The 20849-nt window shown below is 58.2% G+C and carries 22 protein-coding genes, 1 tRNA gene and 2 pseudogenes; 20 read left to right on the top strand and 5 right to left on the bottom strand.

The window, feature by feature from the left end; genetic code table 11:
* The first annotated feature begins 655 nt into the window (after positions 1–655).
* Positions 656–1081 (top strand): HIT domain-containing protein, encoded by a 426-nt coding sequence (locus RGV59_RS30075; protein WP_126585432.1) that lies wholly within the window; start codon positions 656–658, stop codon positions 1079–1081.
* Between the two features lie 3 nt (positions 1082–1084).
* Positions 1085–1291, top strand: coding sequence for a SlyX family protein (locus tag RGV59_RS30070; RefSeq protein ID WP_017847119.1), 207 nt, complete (start codon positions 1085–1087; stop codon positions 1289–1291).
* 66 nt (positions 1292–1357) lie between these two features.
* On the opposite strand, the gene RGV59_RS30065 is transcribed toward RGV59_RS30070, so the two are convergent.
* Positions 1358–1960, bottom strand: a complete 603-nt coding sequence (locus RGV59_RS30065) for a cold-shock protein (RefSeq protein ID WP_010566142.1) — start codon at positions 1958–1960, stop codon at positions 1358–1360.
* 428 nt (positions 1961–2388) lie between these two features.
* Between RGV59_RS30065 and RGV59_RS30060 the strand changes: the two genes are divergently transcribed.
* The 18 genes from RGV59_RS30060 to RGV59_RS29975 all read left to right on the top strand — a co-directional run bounded on the left by RGV59_RS30060 (position 2389) and on the right by RGV59_RS29975 (position 16148).
* Positions 2389–2862 carry a Dps family protein gene (locus RGV59_RS30060; RefSeq protein ID WP_104902566.1) on the top strand — a complete coding sequence of 158 codons (474 nt, stop codon included), beginning with the start codon at positions 2389–2391 and terminating at the stop codon, positions 2860–2862.
* 182 nt (positions 2863–3044) lie between these two features.
* A complete protein-coding gene (locus RGV59_RS30055) occupies positions 3045–3386 on the top strand; it encodes a ribbon-helix-helix domain-containing protein (RefSeq protein ID WP_017847121.1) in 342 nt (113 codons plus the stop codon).
* A 182-nt stretch (positions 3387–3568) separates the two neighbouring features.
* The gene (locus RGV59_RS30050) at positions 3569–3790 is read left to right on the top strand and encodes an FmdB family zinc ribbon protein (protein ID WP_026140049.1); all 222 of its coding nucleotides are present in this window, start codon (positions 3569–3571) and stop codon (positions 3788–3790) included.
* Positions 3791–3899: 109 nt separating this feature from the next.
* Complete coding sequence (aspS, locus tag RGV59_RS30045; protein WP_017847123.1) at positions 3900–5675, top strand: aspartate--tRNA ligase; 1776 nt, start codon at positions 3900–3902, stop codon at positions 5673–5675.
* A gap of 135 nt (positions 5676–5810) precedes the next feature.
* The gene (locus RGV59_RS30040; protein WP_017847124.1) at positions 5811–6557 is read left to right on the top strand and encodes a YebC/PmpR family DNA-binding transcriptional regulator; all 747 of its coding nucleotides are present in this window, start codon (positions 5811–5813) and stop codon (positions 6555–6557) included.
* A 156-nt stretch (positions 6558–6713) separates the two neighbouring features.
* Positions 6714–7238 (top strand): crossover junction endodeoxyribonuclease RuvC, encoded by a 525-nt coding sequence (gene ruvC / locus RGV59_RS30035; RefSeq protein WP_017847125.1) that lies wholly within the window; start codon positions 6714–6716, stop codon positions 7236–7238.
* A gap of 68 nt (positions 7239–7306) precedes the next feature.
* Entirely contained in the window at positions 7307–7918 is a 612-nt protein-coding gene (gene ruvA, locus RGV59_RS30030) for a Holliday junction branch migration protein RuvA (RefSeq protein ID WP_017847126.1), read from the top strand.
* Positions 7919–8977, top strand: coding sequence for a Holliday junction branch migration DNA helicase RuvB (gene ruvB / locus RGV59_RS30025; RefSeq protein ID WP_017847127.1), 1059 nt, complete (start codon positions 7919–7921; stop codon positions 8975–8977). It begins immediately after the preceding gene.
* 139 nt (positions 8978–9116) lie between these two features.
* Positions 9117–9572 (top strand): tol-pal system-associated acyl-CoA thioesterase, encoded by a 456-nt coding sequence (gene ybgC, locus RGV59_RS30020; RefSeq protein WP_017847128.1) that lies wholly within the window; start codon positions 9117–9119, stop codon positions 9570–9572.
* Position 9573: 1 nt separating this feature from the next.
* Positions 9574–10269 (top strand): protein TolQ, encoded by a 696-nt coding sequence (gene tolQ / locus RGV59_RS30015; protein ID WP_017847129.1) that lies wholly within the window; start codon positions 9574–9576, stop codon positions 10267–10269.
* Positions 10270–10292: 23 nt separating this feature from the next.
* On the top strand, positions 10293–10745 hold the full coding sequence (gene tolR / locus RGV59_RS30010; protein WP_160384999.1) for a protein TolR: 453 nt from the start codon (positions 10293–10295) through the stop codon (positions 10743–10745).
* Positions 10745–11818, top strand: coding sequence for a cell envelope integrity protein TolA (tolA, locus tag RGV59_RS30005; RefSeq protein WP_017847130.1), 1074 nt, complete (start codon positions 10745–10747; stop codon positions 11816–11818). The genes tolR and tolA overlap by 1 nt, the downstream gene beginning before the upstream one ends.
* A gap of 38 nt (positions 11819–11856) precedes the next feature.
* On the top strand, positions 11857–13116 hold the full coding sequence (gene tolB, locus RGV59_RS30000; protein WP_017847131.1) for a Tol-Pal system beta propeller repeat protein TolB: 1260 nt from the start codon (positions 11857–11859) through the stop codon (positions 13114–13116).
* A gap of 52 nt (positions 13117–13168) precedes the next feature.
* Positions 13169–13669, top strand: a complete 501-nt coding sequence (gene pal / locus RGV59_RS29995) for a peptidoglycan-associated lipoprotein Pal (RefSeq protein ID WP_003209827.1) — start codon at positions 13169–13171, stop codon at positions 13667–13669.
* A 6-nt stretch (positions 13670–13675) separates the two neighbouring features.
* Positions 13676–14506, top strand: a complete 831-nt coding sequence (gene ybgF, locus RGV59_RS29990; protein WP_046382258.1) for a tol-pal system protein YbgF — start codon at positions 13676–13678, stop codon at positions 14504–14506.
* Between the two features lie 164 nt (positions 14507–14670).
* Complete coding sequence (gene queE, locus RGV59_RS29985) at positions 14671–15318, top strand: 7-carboxy-7-deazaguanine synthase QueE (RefSeq protein ID WP_126585431.1); 648 nt, start codon at positions 14671–14673, stop codon at positions 15316–15318.
* 16 nt (positions 15319–15334) lie between these two features.
* Positions 15335–16009 (top strand): 7-cyano-7-deazaguanine synthase QueC, encoded by a 675-nt coding sequence (queC, locus tag RGV59_RS29980; protein WP_162231531.1) that lies wholly within the window; start codon positions 15335–15337, stop codon positions 16007–16009.
* A 63-nt stretch (positions 16010–16072) separates the two neighbouring features.
* Positions 16073–16148, top strand: a tRNA-Lys gene (locus RGV59_RS29975).
* Positions 16149–16556: 408 nt separating this feature from the next.
* On the opposite strand, the pseudogene RGV59_RS31900 reads toward RGV59_RS29975, so the two are convergent.
* From RGV59_RS31900 to RGV59_RS29960, 4 genes and pseudogenes are all read right to left on the bottom strand, one after another.
* Positions 16557–16661 (bottom strand): annotated as a pseudogene (locus tag RGV59_RS31900) (TIGR03756 family integrating conjugative element protein); the annotation flags it as partial.
* Between the two features lie 351 nt (positions 16662–17012).
* Positions 17013–17393: a profilin gene (locus RGV59_RS29970; RefSeq protein WP_046490078.1), complete on the bottom strand. Its 381-nt coding sequence runs from the start codon at positions 17391–17393 to the stop codon at positions 17013–17015.
* Between the two features lie 614 nt (positions 17394–18007).
* Positions 18008–18300: pseudogene (locus RGV59_RS29965) on the bottom strand (conjugative transfer ATPase); the annotation flags it as partial.
* 301 nt (positions 18301–18601) lie between these two features.
* Complete coding sequence (locus RGV59_RS29960) at positions 18602–20602, bottom strand: hybrid sensor histidine kinase/response regulator (protein WP_238587275.1); 2001 nt, start codon at positions 20600–20602, stop codon at positions 18602–18604.
* Between the last annotated feature and the right edge of the window lie 247 nt (positions 20603–20849).

Below are 20849 nucleotides of genomic sequence, written 5' to 3'. Positions count from 1 at the left end.
AAAGTTATATCACGCTGACTCTAATGACGATACTTACCCATCTTTCCTTTCAGCTTCTTTACGAGGCTGTCGTGAATTGCTAGGTCCATGTCGCAAATTCACAGTCCGAATGTTACCGAACTGACAACTTCAATGCTGTTTTCAAACCCTTTTCTAAGTTTGAATGCATCCTTGATACACATTGACTCGCTAGTGTTCTTATCGCGAAACACCCGCTTCCCGATGGGTGCCGTTGCCGACGATGTGGGTGTGAATGCAACAAGCGCGCCCAAACCGGTAACTGAATGTCATTTTTTCGTGAAAAGCCTCACTGCAGTGTAAAAACCGCATAAACACGGGCCTCTCAAGCCGTTCAGTTTGTCCTTGACGGCCATGCATTCCGTTGATTCGGTGGTGCATGAATCCTGTATCAGCGCGAAACGTTACCGGTTCACCCTCATGGGTGGGTACTTGGCGGATCTCTTTGAAGCACAAGTGGGTCATTTTGGTGCACTCCGATGAGTCCCGATTCAGCGTAGCTCAATTATTCGCCTGCCTCGAAAAGGGGCAGGTTTTTTATCGGGATGCGCGTTGGCGTCTGTATTCGAAGTGAAGCCGCCGGCGTTCGAAGGTATGCTGGGCGCCAGAATCTGACCTGCCGAACGGAGTGCCCGCGGTGTTCGCCTTAGATCAACGCCTGCAACAAGACACACTGACCATCGGGGACTTCCCGTTGTGCCGCCTGCTGCTGTCCAATGACTCGAATTACCCTTGGTTCATTCTGGTACCGCGCATAAACGGTATCAGCGAAGTTTTTCAATTGTCTGTCATAGATCAACAAAAACTGTGGAATGAAACGACAACCCTTGCGCAATTGCTGAGTGAAGGTTTCGGCGCCGACAAGATGAATATCGGCGCGCTGGGGAACGTTGTCAGCCAGTTGCATGTGCATGTGATCGTGCGCAAGCGCGATGACATGGCCTGGCCTGCGCCGGTCTGGGGCAAGCATCCGCCCCGGCCGTATACTGAAGAACAGGTGGCAGCGATCCGTGCGCGGTTGCGCGAGCTGTTACCTGCCGACTTCATCTTTAGCCAGGACTGAACCATGGATCTGCAAGACCGCGTGACCGACCTGGAAAGCCGCCTGGCCTTTCAGGACGACACCATCGAAACCCTCAACGACATCCTGGTCACCCAGCAGCGGGCGGTCGAACGCCTGCAGCTGCAGATGACCGCGCTGCTCAAGCGCCAGGAAGAAATGGGCGGCCAGTTCGAGTCGTCCGAAGAAGAAGCGCCGCCGCCTCACTATTAATAGCCGCGCAATAAAAAACCGCGATCCAGCTTGTGCCGGATCGCGGTTTTTTTGCCTGGCTTGGAATCAGCGACGCGGCAACGCGGCGATCACATCTTCGGCTTGCAGGCCTTTGTCGCGGTTCATGACGGAGAATTCCACACGCTGGCCTTCGACCAGGACGCGATGGCCTTCGCCACGGATGGCCCGGAAGTGGACGAAGATATCGTCGCCCGAATCGCGGGAAATAAAGCCGAAGCCCTTGGACGTGTTGAACCACTTTACGGTCCCGGTATCCCGATTGGTCATGTCGTAGTTTTGCGACGCGGCCGCAGGGGACGAACGGTAGAAGCTGATGGCCAGGTGAAGAACAATGGCGACCAGCGCAATCACCAGGCTGAGCAGGATGGCCGGGTGGCCGCCGACTTCAGGCATGGGTGCCAGGAGGGTGAGGGTTTGTACGACAACAGTCAGCACCAGCAGCGCGCTGACCAGGTTTTGCAGTTGATGACGCGTGCCTTTGTTCCAGTAAGGGATCACTGGCGCCAGCGTCAGGTTAAGAAGGCCGAACAAGGCCAGGTACAGAGCGTCATGTTGTTGCAGGTAGGGCAGGCTTTCAGGCTGCAGGCTCGGGATAAAGGACAGCAGCAAAGCTGCAACGCCCGTTAGCAGGTGGACGATTTTCAACATTTTGATTAACTCACGTTAAGACGGATCACAAGGAAGAGCTGACTGGCACGGTTCGCTTCTGAACAATGGGAGGCGTTGGGCACGTGCGCGGGTATCAGCCTATGCGCTGGCCGAAGAAAATAACGGCAGCGACACGCTGCCTATTTAACAGCAAAGGCTGTGCCTACTCAAATCAAGCATTTCCGGGCGTTGCAAGGGACGCGGGCATTTCTGCGTCAAACGCTTGTCCTAGACAGTTGCAGGCGTTTTGCCTGCTGTCGGGGAAACTTTCTGTCGCACCTAAAGCCTTCACCGTCGCGGGCCAGCGAGGCCGCGCAGGGCGATTTGCCGCACGTCGCCTCGGTGCGTCGGGCTGCACACATTGGGTACTCTTGCTAGAGTGATCCGGCACCTGATCAATGAATGCTGTTCAATTGAAGGGGATAAACATGGCAATCGATATCGGTATCAGTGAAGAAGATCGCAAATCCATCGTCGACGGGCTTTCGCGTCTGCTTTCCGATACCTATGTACTGTACCTGAAGACCCACAATTTCCACTGGAACGTCACGGGCCCCATGTTCCGCACGCTGCACTTGATGTTCGAAGAGCAGTACAACGAGCTGGCGCTGGCGGTGGACCTGATTGCCGAGCGTATTCGTGCCCTGGGCTTCCCGGCGCCGGGCGCCTATTCGATCTATGCGCGTCTTTCTTCGATCAAGGAAGAAGAGGGCGTGCCCAGCGCTGAAGAGATGATCAAGCAGTTGGTGGCGGGCCAGGAGGCGGTTACGCGTACCGCGCGCGGTATTTTTCCGCTGCTCGATAAGGTCAGCGACGAACCGACGGCCGACCTGTTGACCCAGCGTATGCAAGTTCACGAAAAAACTGCGTGGATGCTGCGTTCCCTACTCGAAAGCAAGTAAACACCGACCTCGGGCGGCGCTGTCCTGGCGCCGCCCGCTTGTTTCTCCGTGCTTCCTGGCGTTGTCCTACGACTATCAACTCCCCGTCTTCTGGCTGCCCCCCGTCGTCCTGCTGTTTGATAGGCCCACTGTCCAATGGGAGAAACCCATGGACTGCTGTTTGGCAATGGAGTGTCAGGTGTATGTCACGTGGAGTGGGTAGTAGAGTGATGGAGACCTGTGGTTTTCATAAGATAAACGTCGACCCCTTTGTCAAAGGGTTCGATATGGGGCTGGCGCGGCCGTTGTCCCGATCGGTAAGGCTCAATGGGTTTTCCACTTGCCTGCGGCTGGAACAGATCTACTGGAATATCCTCACGGAAATAGCCAGGCTCAATGCCTGTTCAGTCAGTGCGCTGTTGTCTTATGTCGATCGGGAAGTGCATTTGCGCTATGGCGGCGTGAAGAACTTCAGCGGGCTGGTCAGGGTGGTCTGCGTGGTTCACGTATTGAAAGGCCGCGCTTGCCTGTCCAATCCCGAGTAATCCGGGGGTTCCGGGGCTGGCCCGGCGTTCAGGCGGGCCGGGCCTCGGGCAGAAAGCCGGCTGCGCTGCCTCGATTTACCAGATATAATCCCGCGCTTTGCCGCTGCAGGCGCTTTCTGCGCAGTGGCCTCTATCCGGAGGCCGGCGCGGCACAGTAACGATCTGATCGCCGAGACATCTCCATGCCCATGTACGACTATCAATGCGCTTCCTGTGGTCATCAGTTGGAAGCCATCCAGAAGATCAGCGACGCGCCGCTGGTCGATTGCCCAGCTTGCAAGGCGCCTGAGCTTAAAAAGATGTTGTCCATGCCGGGCTTCCGCCTGAGCGGCAGCGGCTGGTACGAGACCGACTTCAAGACCGGCTCGAAGAAGAATCTGGCGGGCGGCGACAAAGCAGACTGAGTTGAACTCTACGCGCAGGCTCCTGCATTATCCGTCCCCTGACTTATGTACGGTGACTGAGGCCAAGCCTGCCACCGAATTTCGAATTACGAGAAGTGAAACCACTACCATGATGCGCAGCCATTATTGCGGCCAACTGAACGAGACCCTGGAAGGTCAGGAAATCACCCTTTGCGGATGGGTTCACCGTCGCCGCGACCACGGCGGGGTGATCTTCCTCGATATCCGTGATCGTGATGGTCTGGCCCAGGTGGTGTTCGACCCGGACCGCGCCGAGAGCTTCGCCGCCGCCGACCGCGTGCGCAGCGAATACGTAGTGAAGATCACCGGCAAGGTGCGCCTGCGTCCGGCCGGTGCGGTGAACCCGAACATGGCGTCCGGCGCGATCGAAGTGCTGGGCTACGAGCTGGAAGTGCTGAACGAGTCGGAAACCCCGCCGTTCCCACTGAACGAATATTCCGATGTTGGCGAAGAAACCCGCCTGCGTTATCGCTTCCTGGACCTGCGTCGCCCGGAAATGGCCGAGAAGCTGCGTCTGCGCTCGCGCATGACCACCAGCATCCGTCGCTTCCTCGATGAAAACGGCTTCCTCGACGTTGAAACGCCGATCCTCACCCGTGCCACCCCGGAAGGCGCGCGTGACTATCTGGTGCCGAGCCGTACCCACGCCGGCAGTTTCTTCGCCCTGCCGCAATCGCCGCAGTTGTTCAAGCAACTGCTGATGGTGGCCGGCTTCGACCGTTACTACCAGATCGCCAAGTGCTTCCGTGACGAAGACCTGCGCGCCGATCGCCAGCCTGAATTCACCCAGATCGACATCGAGACCAGCTTCCTCGATGAAAAAGAGATCATGGGCATCACCGAACAAATGATCCGCAACCTGTTCAAGGAAGTGCTGGACCTGGAATTCGGCGAATTCCCGCACATGACCTTCGAAGAAGCCATGCGCCGCTACGGTTCCGACAAGCCGGACCTGCGTATCCCGCTGGAACTGGTGGACGTGGCCGACCAACTCAAGGACGTCGACTTCAAGGTGTTCAGCGGCCCGGCCAACGACCCGAAATGCCGCATCGCCGCCCTGCGCGTGCCTGGCGGCGCGAGCATGCCGCGCAAGCAGATCGACGACTACACCAAGTTCGTCGGCATCTACGGTGCCAAGGGCCTGGCGTACATCAAGGTCAACGAGCGTGCCAAGGGCGTTGACGGTCTGCAGTCGCCGATCGTGAAAAACATCCCGGAAGCCAACCTCAATGTGATCCTCGATCGCGTGGGCGCAGTCGACGGTGACATCGTGTTCTTCGGCGCCGACAAGGCCAAGATCGTCAGCGAAGCCCTGGGCGCGCTGCGGATCAAGCTGGGCCACGACCTGAACCTGCTGACCTGCAAGTGGGCACCGATGTGGGTCGTCGACTTCCCGATGTTCGAAGAGAACGACGACGGCAGCTTCAGCGCCTTGCACCACCCGTTCACCGCGCCGAAGTGCTCGCCGGAAGAGCTCGAAGCCAACCCGGCGGGCGCTCTGTCCCGGGCCTACGACATGGTCTTGAACGGCACTGAGCTGGGTGGCGGTTCGATCCGTATCCACCGCAAGGAAATGCAGCAAGCGGTATTCCGTCTGCTGGGCATCAACGAAGCCGAACAGGAAGAGAAATTCGGCTTCCTGCTCGACGCCCTGAAGTACGGCGCACCGCCCCACGGTGGCCTGGCCTTTGGCCTGGACCGTCTGGTGATGCTGATGACCGGCGCCCAGTCGATCCGTGAAGTGATCGCCTTCCCGAAAACCCAGAGCGCTGCGGACGTCATGACCCAGGCGCCGGGTGTCGTGGATGCCAAGGCACTGCGCGAGCTGCATATCCGCCTGCGCGAGGCGCCAAAGGCTGAGTAAGGCCGCTGCGTGAAAGCGCGATAAGGTTTTACGCAGTCAAAAAGGCGCATCTTCGGATGCGCCTTTGCGTTACAAGGGTTGTATCCCGCCTGGGGCGGGGTTGATAAGGTTTCTAGAGAATTTCGGAGTTGTGTTATGGCTGGCCATTCCAAGTGGGCGAACATCAAGCACCGCAAAGAGCGTCAGGATGCCAAGAAAGGCAAGATCTTCACCAAGTGGATTCGCGAACTGACCGTTGCCGCCCGCCAGGGCGGCGGTGACCCAGGCTCCAACCCGCGTCTGCGCCTGGCGCTGGACAAGGCCCTCGGCGCCAACATGAGTCGCGACATCATCGACCGCGCCGTGGCCCGTGGCGCCGGTGCGGCCGATACCGACGACATGGTCGAGCTGACCTACGAAGGCTACGGCCCGGGCGGCGTGGCGGTGATGGTCGAGTGCATGACCGATAACCGCAACCGTACTGCCGCGGCGGTGCGTCATGCGTTCAGCAAGTGCGGTGGCAACCTCGGCACGGACGGCTCGGTGGCCTACCTGTTCGAGCGCAAGGGCCAGATTTCCTTCGCGCCGGGCGTGGATGAAGACGCGTTGATGGAAGCCGCGATGGAAGCGGATGCCGACGACGTGGTGACCAATGAAGACGGCTCCATTGATGTGTTCACCTCGTTCGCCGGGTTCTATGCGGTGCGTAACGCGCTGGAAACCGCTGGTTTCAAAGGCACCGACGCAGAAATCGTGATGCTGCCGACCACCAGCGCCGAACTGGACCTGGACGGCGCGCAGAAAGTGCTGAAGATGCTGGATATGCTCGAGGACCTGGATGACGTGCAGAACGTCTACTCGAATGCTGACATTCCAGAGTCGGTCGCCGAGCAGCTAGGCTGACGGGCGATGTGGATCTAAATGTGAGAGGGGGCTTGCTCCCGATGGCGGTGTGTCAGTCATTTATGAATCGACTGAACCACCGTAATCGGGAGCAAGCCCCTCCCACATTGGATTTTACCTGTATCAAAAATTGTGTTTACCCGACCTGCAGGCGTTATGACTTTAATTCTAGGTATCGACCCCGGTTCGCGCATCACCGGTTTTGGTGTGGTGCAACACACCCCGCGCGGCTGCGTGTATGTCGCCTCGGGCTGCATCCGCACCGGTGCGGGCGAGTTGGCCGAGCGCCTGCAGATCGTCTATCGCGGCGTGCGTGAAGTGATCCAGACCTACAAGCCGGTGACCATGGGGATCGAAAAGGTGTTCATGGCCAAAAACGCCGACTCGGCCCTCAAACTCGGCCAGGCCCGTGGCGCCGCCATCGTCGCCGGTGCCGAGGAGGCCATGGAAATCGCCGAGTACACCGCCACCCAGGTCAAGCAGGCCGTGGTTGGCACCGGCGCGGCCAATAAAGAGCAGGTGCAGATGATGGTCATGCACATGCTCAAACTCACCTCCAAGCCGCAGATCGACGCCTCCGATGCCCTGGCCATCGCCATTTGCCACGCGCATACCCGTTCCAGCCTGCTGCCTCACGGCCTGGGGGCGGCACGTAGTCGTGGCGGGCGGCTGCGTCTCTGATAGCATCGGCGCAATCGTTATTTGCGGTCAGGCCTCGATCTGACCCCCAAGCTTTAAGGATCTGAACCGTGATTGGACGCTTGCGCGGCACCCTGGCTGAGAAACAGCCGCCGCACCTGATTCTGGATGTCAACGGGCTGGGGTATGAGCTGGAAGTGCCCATGACCACCCTGTATCGCCTTCCGTCGGTTGGCGAGCCATTGACCCTGCATACTCACCTTGTGGTGCGCGAAGATGCGCAACTGCTCTATGGCTTCATTGGCAAGCGTGACCGCGACTTCTTCCGCGAATTGATTCGCCTCAACGGTGTGGGGCCGAAGCTGGCCCTGGCGCTGATGTCGAGCCTGGAAGTGGATGAACTGGTACGCGCGGTGTCGGCCCAGGACACCTCGGCGCTGACCAAGGTGCCGGGGGTCGGCAAGAAAACCGCCGAACGCCTGCTGGTGGAGCTCAAGGACCGTTTCAAAGCCTGGGAAGTCGTGCCGAGCATGTTCGCCCTGGTGCCGAACCAGCCGAACCAGCCGGCGGCCCAGGTGGCCAGTGCCGAAAGCGATGCGGTCAGCGCGCTGATTTCCCTGGGCTACAAGCCGCAGGAAGCCAGCAAAGCGGTGTCGGCCATCAAGGACAAGAACCTGAGCAGCGAAGACATGATCCGCCGAGCCCTGAAGGGAATGATTTAAGTGATTGAAGCTGATCGTCTGATCGCGGCCACCGGCCCCCGTGACCGTGAAGAAGTCCAGGACCGCGCCATCCGCCCCCTGAGCCTGGCCGACTACATCGGCCAGCCCACCGTGCGCGAGCAGATGGAGTTGTTCATCCAGGCTGCGCGTGGGCGCAGTGAATCCCTGGACCACACCTTGATCTTCGGCCCGCCGGGGCTGGGTAAAACCACCCTGGCCAACATCATCGCCCAGGAAATGGGGGTGTCGATCAAGTCCACCTCCGGCCCGGTGCTGGAGCGTCCGGGCGACCTCGCGGCGCTGCTGACCAACCTCGAACCGCACGACGTGCTGTTCATCGACGAAATCCACCGGCTGTCGCCCATCGTCGAGGAAGTGCTGTACCCGGCGATGGAAGACTTCCAGCTCGACATTATGATCGGTGAAGGCCCCGCAGCCCGCTCGATCAAGCTCGACCTGCCGCCGTTCACCCTGGTGGGCGCGACCACGCGCGCGGGCATGCTGACCAACCCGTTGCGAGACCGTTTTGGCATCGTCCAACGTCTAGAGTTCTATAGCACCGCAGACCTGGCGACCATCGTCAGCCGTTCGGCCGGCATTCTCGGCTTGCCCCTGGACCCCGAAGGCGCGTTTGAAATCGCCCGGCGGGCGCGGGGCACGCCACGGATCGCCAACCGCTTGCTGCGGCGCGTGCGCGATTTTGCCGAAGTGCGGGCCAAGGGGCATATCACCAAGGCCGTGGCCGACCTGGCGTTGAACCTGCTGGACGTGGATGAACACGGCTTCGATCACCAGGACCGGCGGCTACTGTTGACCATGATCGAGAAATTCGACGGTGGCCCGGTGGGCGTGGACAGCCTGGCAGCGGCCATCAGTGAAGAGCGCCACACCATTGAGGACGTGCTGGAGCCGTACCTGATCCAGCAGGGCTACATCATGCGTACACCAAGGGGCCGGGTGGTTACCCGCCATGCCTATTTGCACTTTGGGCTAAACATTCCGTCACGATTGGGCGAGATGCCCGTGCTAGACGAATTCCTCGATGCAGTGGACGATTAAAAAGGTCACTCGGGTCGATTTATTCAAGGTTTGTGCTGTCCTAGTGGCTGGCGTCGTCATTCAGTCGTTAGAAATGTTTCATAGAATGAAAAAACAGTTGCCCAGCCGGATTGGCAACCTGAGGAGTAAGCACTAGAGTATGCGCGCGCAAAACGGGGATCAGTCGTTCGCACATCGCTGTCGCGTTTATTACGAGGACACCGATGCTGGCGGCATCGTGTATTACGTCAATTACCTCAAGTTCATGGAGCGGGCTCGAACCGAGCGGCTACGGGAGCTGGGCTTTGCCCAATCCCAGCTGGCAGGGGAGGACCTGTTGTTTGTCGTGCATTCCAGCGAGGCGCGTTATTACGCGCCGGCGCGATTGGACGATGAGCTGCTGGTCAGCGCTGAAGTAATCGAATTGAACCGTGCCAGCCTGCGCTTTAAACAGCAGGTCAGGCGGGCTGCGGATGCAACGCTGCTCTGTGAGGGGCAGTTCCTGGTGGCGTGTGTGCGCACCAATAGTTTGAAACCTCGGGCCATTCCCGAAACTCTACGTGCGGCCTTTGCCGCCGTGAGCGGCGCGGGTAAACAATCAAAGCAGGAGATTTAGCGTGGAACCTACCGTCGTCGACCATTCCTCCATGTGGAGCCTGGTCAGTAATGCCAGTGTTGTGGTTCAACTGGTGATGCTGATCCTGTTAGCCGCATCGGTTACATCCTGGGTCATGATTTTTCAGCGCAGCAACCTGCTGCGTGCCGGTCGACGTGCCCTGGAGAGCTTCGAAGAGCGCTTCTGGTCGGGTATCGACCTGTCCAAACTGTATCGCCAGGCCGGTAGCAACCCTGACCCGGATTCGGGCGTCGAGCAGATCTTCCGTGCTGGCTTCAAGGAGTTCTCGCGCCTGCGCCAGCAGCCGGGCGTCGATCCGGAAGCGGTCATGGAAGGCGTGGCCCGTGCCATGCGCGTGGCCATCTCCCGCGAAGAAGAGAAGCTGGAGCAGAGCCTGCCGTTCCTCGCCACCGTGGGTTCCGTCAGCCCGTACATCGGCCTGTTCGGTACCGTGTGGGGGATCATGAACTCCTTCCGCGGCCTGGCCCAGGCCCAGCAAGCGACCCTGGCCACCGTGGCCCCGGGTATCGCCGAAGCCCTGGTCGCCACCGCGATCGGCCTGTTCGCTGCGATCCCGGCGGTTATCGCCTACAACCGCTTCGCCGCGCGCGGTGAGACCCTGATCAGCCGTTACTACACCTTCGCCGACGAATTCCAGGCGATCCTGCACCGTAAAGTGCACACCAGCGAAGAATAAGCAGGTACTCCCCGATGGCTTTAATCACTCGAGCACGAACCAAGCGCAAGCCGGTCGCCGAGATGAACGTAGTGCCTTACATCGACGTGATGCTGGTGCTGCTGGTGATCTTCATGGTGACCGCGCCGATGCTCAACCAGGGTGTGAAGGTTGATCTGCCCAAGGTTTCCAGCGAAGCCTTGCCCCAGGACAACAACACCCAGGTGCTGACGATTTCGATCAAGGCTGACAAGACCTACTACTGGAACCTTGGCAGCGAAGTCGATACGCAGAAACAACAGGACAAGGCCCTGACCTTGCCGGCGATGACCGATGCGGTGACCAAGATCATTCGCTCCGGCAACGAAGGCGGCAAGCACACCCAGGTGTTCATCCGCGGCGACAAGTCGGTCGACTACGGTTCCGTCATGGGCGCCATGGGCGGGCTGCAGAAGGCCGGCGTCGGTAACGTTGGCTTGATTACCGAGGCGCCCTGATGCACCAACAGCGAGAGCCGTCCGCCTCGGAAAGCTACTTCTGGCCTAGCGTCTGGGCAATTGCCCTGCACGTCCTGGTGTTTGGCATGCTGTTCGTCAGCTTTGCCATGACCCCGGACCTGCCGCCAGCCAAGCCGATCGTGCAGGCGACCCTGTATCAGCTGAAATCGAAAAGTCAGGCCACGACCCAGACCAATCAGAAGATTGCGGGTGAGGCCCAGAAGTCGGCTGCGCGCCAGACTGAAGTCGAGCAGATGGAACAGAAGAAGGTCGAGCAGGAAGCAGTGAAGGCTGCTGCGGAACAAAAGAAAGAAGAGGCGGCTCAAAAGGCCGAGGAATCGAAAAAGGCTGACGAAGCGAAGAAGGCCGACGAGGCGAAAAAGGCTGATGAAGCCAAGAAAGCCGAGAAAGCTGCCGAAGCTAAAAAAGCCGAAGAGAAACAATTGGCTGATATAGCCAAGAAGAAATCTGAAGAAGAAGCCAAGAAAGCTGCCGAAGAAGAGGCCAAGAAAAAGGCCGCTGAAGACGCCAAGAAAAAGATAGTCGAAGACGCGAAGAAGAAAGCCGCCGAAGACGCCAAGAAAAAAGCTGAAGCAGACGAGGCGAAAAAGAAAATCGCCGACGACGCGAAGAAGAAAGCTGCCGCCGATGCCACCAAGAAAAAGGCCCAGGAAGCAGCGCGTAAATCCGCCGAAGAGAAAAAGGCCCAGGCCTTGGCAGATTTGCTCTCCGACACGCCGCAGCGTCAGCAAGCCTTGGCCGATGAACGTGGCGATGAAGTCGCGGGCAGTTTCGACGACCTGATTCGGGCGCGGGCAGCCGAAGGCTGGACACGTCCACCTTCGGCACGTAAAGGCATGACAGTAGTGCTGCAGATCGGCATGTTGCCGGACGGTACGGTGACTTCGGTCAGCGTGGCCAAGTCCAGTGGTGACGGTTCGTTCGACAGTTCGGCGGTCGCGGCGGTCAAGAATATTGGCCGGTTGACCGAGATGCAGGGAATGAAACCAAGTGACTTCGCTCCCTATCGTTCATTCAAGATGACATTCACACCTGAGGATTTAGCCTTGTGAGAAACCTTCTTCGAGGATTGCTTGTCGTTATTTGCTGTATGGCAGGCATAGCGGCGGCGGATGAAAAGAACATCCTGGTCACCAGCGGTAGCGATCGGGCCACCCCGATCGCCGTTGTACCGTTCGGCTGGCAGGGCGGCAGCGTGTTGCCGGACGACATGGCCCAGATCGTCAGCGACGACCTGCGCAACTCCGGTTACTACGCGCCGATTCCCAAAGGCAACATGATCAGCCAGCCGACCCAGGCCAGCGAAGTCATCTTCCGCGACTGGAAAGCCGTGGGCGCCCAGTACCTGATGGTCGGCAGCATCGTGCCGGCCGGCGGTCGCCTGCAGATCCAGTACGCTTTGTTCAACGTGGCGACCGAGCAGCAGGTCTTGACCGGCAGCGTATCGGGCACCGCCGAGCAACTGCGGGACATGGCCCACTACATCTCGGACCAGTCGTTTGAAAAGCTCACCGGTATCAAGGGGGCTTTCTCGACACGTCTGCTGTATGTAACGGCCGAGCGTTTCTCCGTAGACAACACGCGCTACACGCTGCAGCGTTCCGACTATGACGGCGCGCGCGCTGTGACCTTGCTGCAATCGCGTGAACCAATCCTGTCGCCGCGCTTCGCGCCGGACGGCAAGCGCATTGCCTACGTGTCCTTCGAGCAGAAGCGTCCGCGCATCTTCGTCCAGCACATCGACACTGGCCGTCGTGAGCAGATCACCAACTTCGAAGGCCTCAACGGTGCGCCAGCCTGGTCGCCGGATGGTTCGCGCCTGGCTTTCGTGCTGTCCAAGGACGGCAACCCGGATATCTACGTGATGAACATGGCTTCGCGCCAGATCAGCCGCGTGACCAGCGGTCCTGGTATCAACACCGAACCGTTCTGGGGTAAAGATGGTTCGACCATCTATTTCACCTCCGACCGTGGCGGCAAGCCTCAAATTTATAAAACGAGCGTGGGTGGCGGTGGCGCGGAACGCGTGACCTTTATTGGTAACTACAACGCCAACCCTAAGCTTTCGGCTGACGAAAAGACGTTGGTGATGATTCACCGTCAGGATGGTTTCACTAATTTCCGGGTTGCGGCCCAGGATTTGCAGCGCGGCACCGTAAAAATCCTTACAGATACCAACCTAGATGAGTCAGCCACTGTTGCGCCCAACGGCACCATGGTAATCTACGCCACCCGCCAGCAGGGCCGGGGAGTCTTGATGCTCGTGTCCATTAATGGACGCGTAAGGCTCCCGCTTCCTACCGCACAAGGCGAAGTCAGAGAACCATCCTGGTCCCCTTACCTGAACTGACGCGGCGCTACATGATTTGCTTAACACACTGGGGTTCATTAGGAGTTTCACGATGGAAATGCTGAAGTTTGGTAAGTTTGCTGCTCTGGCTCTGGCTCTGTCCGTAGCCGTTGGTTGCTCGTCTAAAGGCGGCGACAATGCCGGTGAAGGCGCAGCTGTTGATCCAAACGCTGGTTATGGCGCCAACACTGGTGCAGTTGACGGCTCCCTGAGCGAAGAAGCTGCTCTGCGCGCAATCACCACTTTCTACTTCGAATACGACAGTTCGGACCTGAAACCAGAAGCCATGCGCGCTCTGGACGTTCACGCGAAGGACCTGAAAGCTAACGGCGCTCGCGTTGTTCTGGAAGGTAACACCGACGAACGTGGTACTCGCGAGTACAACATGGCACTGGGCGAGCGTCGTGCGAAAGCCGTTCAGCGCTATCTGGTACTGCAAGGTGTTGCTCCAGGCCAACTGGAACTGGTTTCCTACGGTAAAGAGCGTCCAGTTGCTACTGGCCACGACGAGCAGTCCTGGGCTCAAAACCGTCGCGTCGAACTGCGTAAGTAATTCGTCATGCGAACGTGCCGTCGTGCTCTAACTGTATTGGCTCTCAGCCTCGCGCCGCTTGCGGTGTGGGCTGCGGTTCCTGTGGAAGATAGCAACTCAGGCTATAACAATAGCGGGAGCAGTTATCCACCAGCAGGTTATGGCACGAACGGCGCCTATGCTGGGGGGGCGGCTACGTCCGCACCCTCGGCACAGGGCGAACTGTTCAACCAGTTGCAACGCATGCAGGATCAATTGTCGCAACAACAAGGCGCCATTGAAGTTCTGCAGAATCAAGTGAACCAGCTGAAGCAAGAAGGCCTGGAGCGATACCAGGATCTTGATCGACGCATAGGAGCCGGCGTTACACCTGCCGCTACTCCTGATAATTCTTCTGCCGGTGGCGCGCCAAGTGCCGCTGCCGGTGGTGCAGCAGCAGGGGCCGCCGCCGCCGCCCCTGCCGCCAGCAGCGAACCGGGTGATCCGGCGAAGGAAAAACTGTATTACGATGCAGCCTTCGACCTGATCAAGGCCAAGGATTTCGACAAGGCCAGCAAGGCCTTCACCGCATTCCTCGGTCGTTACCCAAACAGTCAGTACGCGGGCAACGCCCAGTACTGGCTGGGTGAGGTAAACCTGGCAAAGGGTGATCTGCAGGGAGCCGGCCAGGCATTTGCCAAGGTCAGCCAGCTGTACCCCAAGCACGCCAAAGTGCCGGATTCGCTGTACAAACTCGCTGACGTAGAACGCCGCCTGGGTCACACCGACAAGGTCAAAGGCATTCTGCAGCAGGTCGTTGCCCAGTATCCGGGGACTTCCGCTGCCCAGTTGGCTCAACGGGACCTGCAGCGCTTGTAAACGATGCTGTCCGTTTAGAAGAAACCCGCGCCTGGCGCGGGTTTTTTCGTTAGAATCCACGCCCTTTTATGAAACACGCTTCCTGGGGTTTACGCGTTGGCGGAATTCCTTGAAGTGCCTGACGGAGGCGGACAGCCTGTTTAGCTGTTACGCCCGTGGCGACTATGCAAGACACATTACGCATCACCGAAGTTTTTTACTCGTTACAGGGTGAAACGCGAACGGCCGGCCTGCCCACAGTATTTGTGCGCCTGACCGGTTGCCCCCTGCGTTGCCAGTACTGTGACAGCGCCTACGCCTTCAGTGGCGGCACCGTGCGAACCCTTGAAGACATCCTTGAACAGGTTGCCGGTTACCGGCCGCGCTACGTCTGCGTGACCGGCGGTGAGCCGTTGGCGCAACCCAACGCCATCCCTTTGCTCAAGCAGCTGTGTGACGCCGGTTACGAGGTGTCCCTGGAAACCAGCGGCGCCCTGGATATTTCCGCTGTGGACCCGCGTGTAAGCCGAGTGGTCGATCTCAAGACCCCCGGTTCCAAAGAGGCACATCGCAACCTCTACGAGAACCTGGACTTGCTGACGGTCAACGACCAGGTCAAGTTCGTGATCTGTTCCCGCGACGATTACGACTGGGCGAGCTCCAAGCTGATCCAGTATGGCCTGGACCGCCGCGCGGGCGAGGTGCTGTTCTCTCCAAGCCATCACGACCTGAACGCACGCGACCTGGCCGACTGGGTGGTGGCTGATAACCTACCGGTCCGTCTGCAACTGCAACTGCATAAATACCTTTGGAACGACGAGCCAGGACGCTGAAATGACTGAACAACCGATTGATCAAAAACGTGCGGTAATCCTGCTGTCCGGCGGCCTCGACTCCGCCACGGTGGTGGCCATGGCGCAGGCTGAAGGCTACACCTGCTACACCATGAGCTTCGACTACGGCCAGCGCCATCGCGCCGAGCTGAACGCCGCTGCCCGCGTCGCCCGCGACATGGGTGTGGCCGAGCACAAGGTCATTGGCCTGAATCTCAACGGCATCGGCGGCTCGGCGCTCACCGACAGCAGCATCGACGTGCCGGAAGCCCCCAGCGAAGGCATCCCGATCACCTACGTCCCGGCGCGCAACACCGTGTTCCTGTCCCTGGCCCTCGGCTGGGCGGAAGTGCTGAATGCCCGCGATATTTTCATCGGCGTCAACGCAGTGGATTATTCCGGCTACCCGGACTGCCGCCCAGAGTTCATCGAGTCGTTCGAACGCATGGCCAACCTGGCGACCAAGGCCGGGGTAGAGGGGCAGGGCTTCCGTATCCTGGCGCCGCTGCAAAACCTCAGCAAGGCCGATATCGTGAAGGCTGGCGTAGGGCTTGGCGTCGATTATTCGCTGACTGTTTCCTGCTATCAGGCAGACGATGACGGCCGTGCTTGTGGGAAATGCGACAGCTGCCGACTGCGTGCAGAAGGCTTCAAAATGGCCGGAATTACGGACCCAACGCGTTATTTTTGATTTATTTAAAATAAGGTGTTGAATAATCCTTAGAAATCAGTATTATACGCGCCACAACACAGCGGGTCGTTAGCTCAGTTGGTAGAGCAGTTGGCTTTTAACCAATTGGTCGTAGGTTCGAATCCCACACGACCCACCATTTTTGGCGGTTTAGAAAATCCGGAAGGCCCACGCAAGTGAGGATTTCCGGGTTTTTTTTTGCCCGCGATTTGATGCTGGCTTGCATTGAATAGGGAATCCTCCTCAATGCTCGTAAGTCTCCTTAGGTGCTGATCTTCCTACACACGAATCATCGGCCGTGATCGAATGGTCAAGTACTTTGGCAGGTAACGCTCTTCAGCCCAGTTGTTGCACTTCATGCCGACCAGACCAATCATCAGCGTGAGCATCATCGATGACTCGGCGCTTTCATCAATGGATGGCAGCGGTGACCTTAGGTCTTCCCACCAGGTTCCAGACCATATCAGTCCATGACCGAGCCCAATGGCCGATCGGGTGCAAGGCCGGAGCCATTGAGTATCTTTCGGACCCTAGGCGCTCGACGTGGGTGAGCAGTTTGTATGCAGGTTTTGACCTTGCAACCGAAAGGCGTGCAGAGCAGCCAGTAGCAGACGCCTACGACCTTGTACTCCAGACAGGTTGGTGACAGGCTCCCCAACCGTTTTAGCCACGTCCGGCTCGCCGTCAACGACAGAGGGCCTCTTCTCGATAGCAAGCTCCAGGCGTTTGCGACACCTTGCGGGGGCTGAGCAAGATCGCTTGGAAGGCGCTTGCCAGTGGGGGGAACAGCGCTGGATTTTACTAAGGTTGGGAGGGGCGGCTGTCGGTCGTGGCATCGTACTTGAAATGAGTTTAGGTATAGGAGGGCGGATGGACTGCTTGAAGGGGCTGCTTAAAAAGGCCAAAGATGATGTAAATTTTAAAAGTGGTTCACATCATATCTGGCCTTGGGGTTAATGAAATAATAGGCATACTGTTTTCTTGCGATTTAATGTGTATTAAATCAATATCCGGCTTTTAGCAGAAGCTCTTGAGCTCTTGAAATTGCCGCTTGTGTATCTATAGGCTCCATGCCGGCGATATAGGTGCCAATAATTATACATGTCGTAGTTTTTGCGATATGAACGCCCGTCTCCTGGTACTTAAATTGTATTTGGTTTTCGTATGATCGTCGGTGCATATATTCTACTCCGTTAATATGTATTCCAGTCGCTAATAAAATACTGTCATCTTTAAATCCTGCCAGGATTTGCGAGATTTCGTCGCTGGAAATATTTAATTCGGGTGACTGGGCCCATATTGTTCCGTCAAGCCCGACTATTGCCGCTTGGGTTACTTTGCCAGAACTCGTCAGACGCTCTACATAGTCTTGCCAGGTTTCCATGTTTCTCTCCTTAATACCGTTAGATAGAAGTAATTGTGTGAATGTATCTGCATGAAAATTTATAGCTGTATTTTTTCTGCTGGTAACTGTCAGGTCTGACAGTTTTTTAATGTGTATTGTCATGGGTTATATTGTGGTTAGCTGTTTTTGATATAAGGTGGCATGGAGATGGTCTGAAGCAACTGAGCGCCGTTCGGATACTGTGTGTGGTGAAGCTTGCACCTAGTCCTGGGTTAACGGAAAGCCGGCCATGAATGTGCCTGCCAAAAGATCTTCCGAAATTACTCAGCGTTTATGAGATCGGGTCATGCCGCCGCCTCGGCGGACTATCAGAGATCGTAGTGAGTATTTGCGCAAGACTTCCAATATTGTATTTTCTGCACCCGCAGACTGTGGATATTGTCTAAGGCAATCGCTGAGCACTACACCAAGTTGATACTGGATGCCACAGCGATCCACCGCGTGTACCAAGACCCGTTGCAACGGCTAGATCAGTACGGGGGCATAAACTTCAAGAGTCTGAATGGCATCTTTCCCAGGTTGTTGAAGCCATTGGGTCAGGCTTTCAATCAGGCTCTGGATCAAGGTATTCAGTGTTTTGATACCTGGCGCTCCTAGGTCGTAGTTTGTTCGGGGAATGTGATGATGTGCAGTTCGATGCTGCAATATCGATCCAGTGTCGTGGCGACCTCAATGGCTGCGTCGAGTTCGCTGCAGCCTGTTGCCTGCATGATGTCGAAGTGTTGTTTTTTCTCTTCTGGCGCTGTCATGGTCTGCGCGAGGTATTGACTTGGTGGCACTGCTCGAAACAGCATTTCCATGCTTTGGAGAGGACCCCGCCCTCGGTGAGTTTACCGCTCTCTTTTCGTGCTGAAAGCATCATCGATTTTTGCGCCGGGCTCAGTTTGGCAAACTGGGTCAGCTGCCCCTTACCTTTAAAGGTCCTTTAGTGAGGTTGCCTGTTGCAGACGCCGGAAGGCTTCCTGTTTCCACCAGGTTCCAGACCATATCAGTCCATGACCGAGCCCGATGCCCGGTCGGGTGCAAGGCCGGAGCCATTGGGTATCTTCAGACTCCGGGCGCTTGACGTGGGTGAGCAGCTTGTATGCTCCGGCGGCTACCCGCGGCACCAGGGCGGTGATGCACTGATCTTGGTGTGGCGTCATGCGTATGCCGACTATTCACGACTGAGCTGGGGTCGCGTCGACCTACTCCACCCCCATCAAGCCGCCCAGACGGCCCTTGACGACCTTTTGCAGGAGCAAGGCCAGCGTCTCGGTGGCATAGGGTTTCTGCAGCAGTACAAAACGCTTGGCTTCTTCTTGGGCAATGCGCGCGTATTCGTCGTTGTAGCCGGTGGTGAGCACCACCGGCAGCCATGGATAGAGCGCCTCGATCGCGTCGAGCAGTTCCAGGCCGCTCATGCCGGGCATGGAGATGTCGGAGAACACCACCTGGAAACTTTCCGGGTTGGGGGCCAGGGCTTCCAGTGCGCTCTTGGCGTCCGGCACCCACAACACGTGAAAGCCCATCTGTTCCAGGGTCTGCGAGGTGTAGAGGCCAACGTCAGCATTGTCCTCGACCATCAGCACGCACAAGTTCGAGACGATCGGTACGCGATGGTTGTCCTGGGCGGTCGGGATCGTGCTGGCCTCGACCTTGGGCAGGTACAACGTAAACTGGCTGCCCTTGCCGCGTTCGCTCTGCACCAGAATCTCCCCGCCCGACTGTTTGGCAAAGCCGAACACTTGCGACAAGCCCAGCCCGGTGCCTTGGCCGATGCCTTTGGTGGTGTAGAAGGGTTCGAAGATGGCGTCGAGTTTTTCCGGCGCAATGCCTGATCCGGTGTCGCTCAATGCGATGGTCACGTAGTCGGCGACCCGCCCCGGGTGGGCGCGCACCGACGGCAGCCAGGCGGCTGTCGCGACCTGGATGGTCAAGTGGCCATTGCCGGCCATGGCATCCCGCGCATTGACCACCATGTTCACCAGTGCGGTATCGAACTGGCTTTCATCGGCGTTTATAAAGCAGGGCTCATCCGGCACTTCGATGGTGACCTTGATCCGCGAGCCAGTCAGGCTGTCCATCATCTCGCCCACCCGCAACACGCTGTCGCCGACATTGAATACTTCCGGGCGCAGGGCCTGGCGGCGGGCGAAGGTCAGCAGTTGCGCGGTCAGGCGGGCGGCGCGGTCGACGGTGCTGGCGATGGCATCGATGTATTTGATGCGCCGCACTTCGCTCAGGGATGGGGTCTTGAGCAGGTCGGCGCAGGATTTGATTACCGTCAGCAGGTTATTGAAGTCGTGTGCGACGCCGCCGGTAAGTTGGCCAATGGTTTCCAGTTTCTGGGATTGGCGCAAGGCATCTTCCGACAGGCGCAGGGCGTCCTTGGCTTCTTCTTCGGCCTGGATATCCCGGCCCACCGCATGGATGTAGTCGCTGTCGGGTACGGCGGTCCAGGCGATCATGCGATAGCTGCCATCCTGGTGGCGGTAACGGTTCTTGAAGTTGGGGAAGTTCTTGCCGTCTCCCAGGCGGCTGACTGCCGATGCGGAGTCGGCCAAGTCGTCCGGGTGAACCAGGGCCAGCAACTGGCTGCCCACCAAGTCGTGTTCGGCGTGGCCGAGCATGCGAGTCCAGGCTGGGTTGACGGCGGAGATCACGCCGTCGAGTTGGGCCACCAGCATCAGGTCCGGGGACAGGCGCCAGATGCGGTCGCGGTCGCGGGTGCGTTCCACCACCCGTTGTTCCAGGGACTCGTTGAGCTTGCGCAGTGCTTCTTCGGCTTCACGCAGGGCCGTGATGTCGCGGGATACACAGAGGATCTGTTCCGGTCGGCCGTTACTGCCCAGGATCGGGCTCACCTGTACATGCCACCACTTCAGGTTACCGGCCAGGGTCTGGGCCGGGCCGATAAAGCTGGCGCTTTCGCCGTTTCTGGCGGCCTGTACGGCGGCCTTGGCGTCTAGGTTGCCTTGATCCTGCCAGAAATCGGGCCAGGAGCAGCCACGGATGGTGTTGAGGTCACTGACCTCCATGATTTTTTGGCCGCCTTCGCTCATGAACGTGAGGCGGGCATCGAGATCGAGTACTTGGATGCAATCGTTGATGCTGGCCAGTACGCGCTCGGTGAACGCTTCGTTTTGGCTCAGGCCGGAGGTGGCCAGTTCGCTGACCTCAGAGCCCATCCCGACGGTGCTATTCATTTGAGTTTGGCCGAGCGGGTTAAATGGCCTTCATCATGTCATTAAGATACCTCCCCCCACCAGCGACTTCCTTACGCACTGCACTGCTTTTGCTGTGGGAAGGCATTGGATAATGCCGGCACGTTCTGTACATATTCCTACGAGCGATCGCGCGGTATGTGTGGCGTTGACTTACAGCTCCTGAGTCTGCGTGATGCGGCAAAGAGGCGGTTTTTTTGATGTGGCTCTTTGCCACTTATTTCGGCTT

Source organism: Pseudomonas sp. FG1 (assembly GCF_034313875.1).
Classification (GTDB): Bacteria; Pseudomonadota; Gammaproteobacteria; order Pseudomonadales; family Pseudomonadaceae; genus Aquipseudomonas; species Aquipseudomonas veronii.
This window is presented reverse-complemented; position numbering and strand designations above follow the sequence as displayed.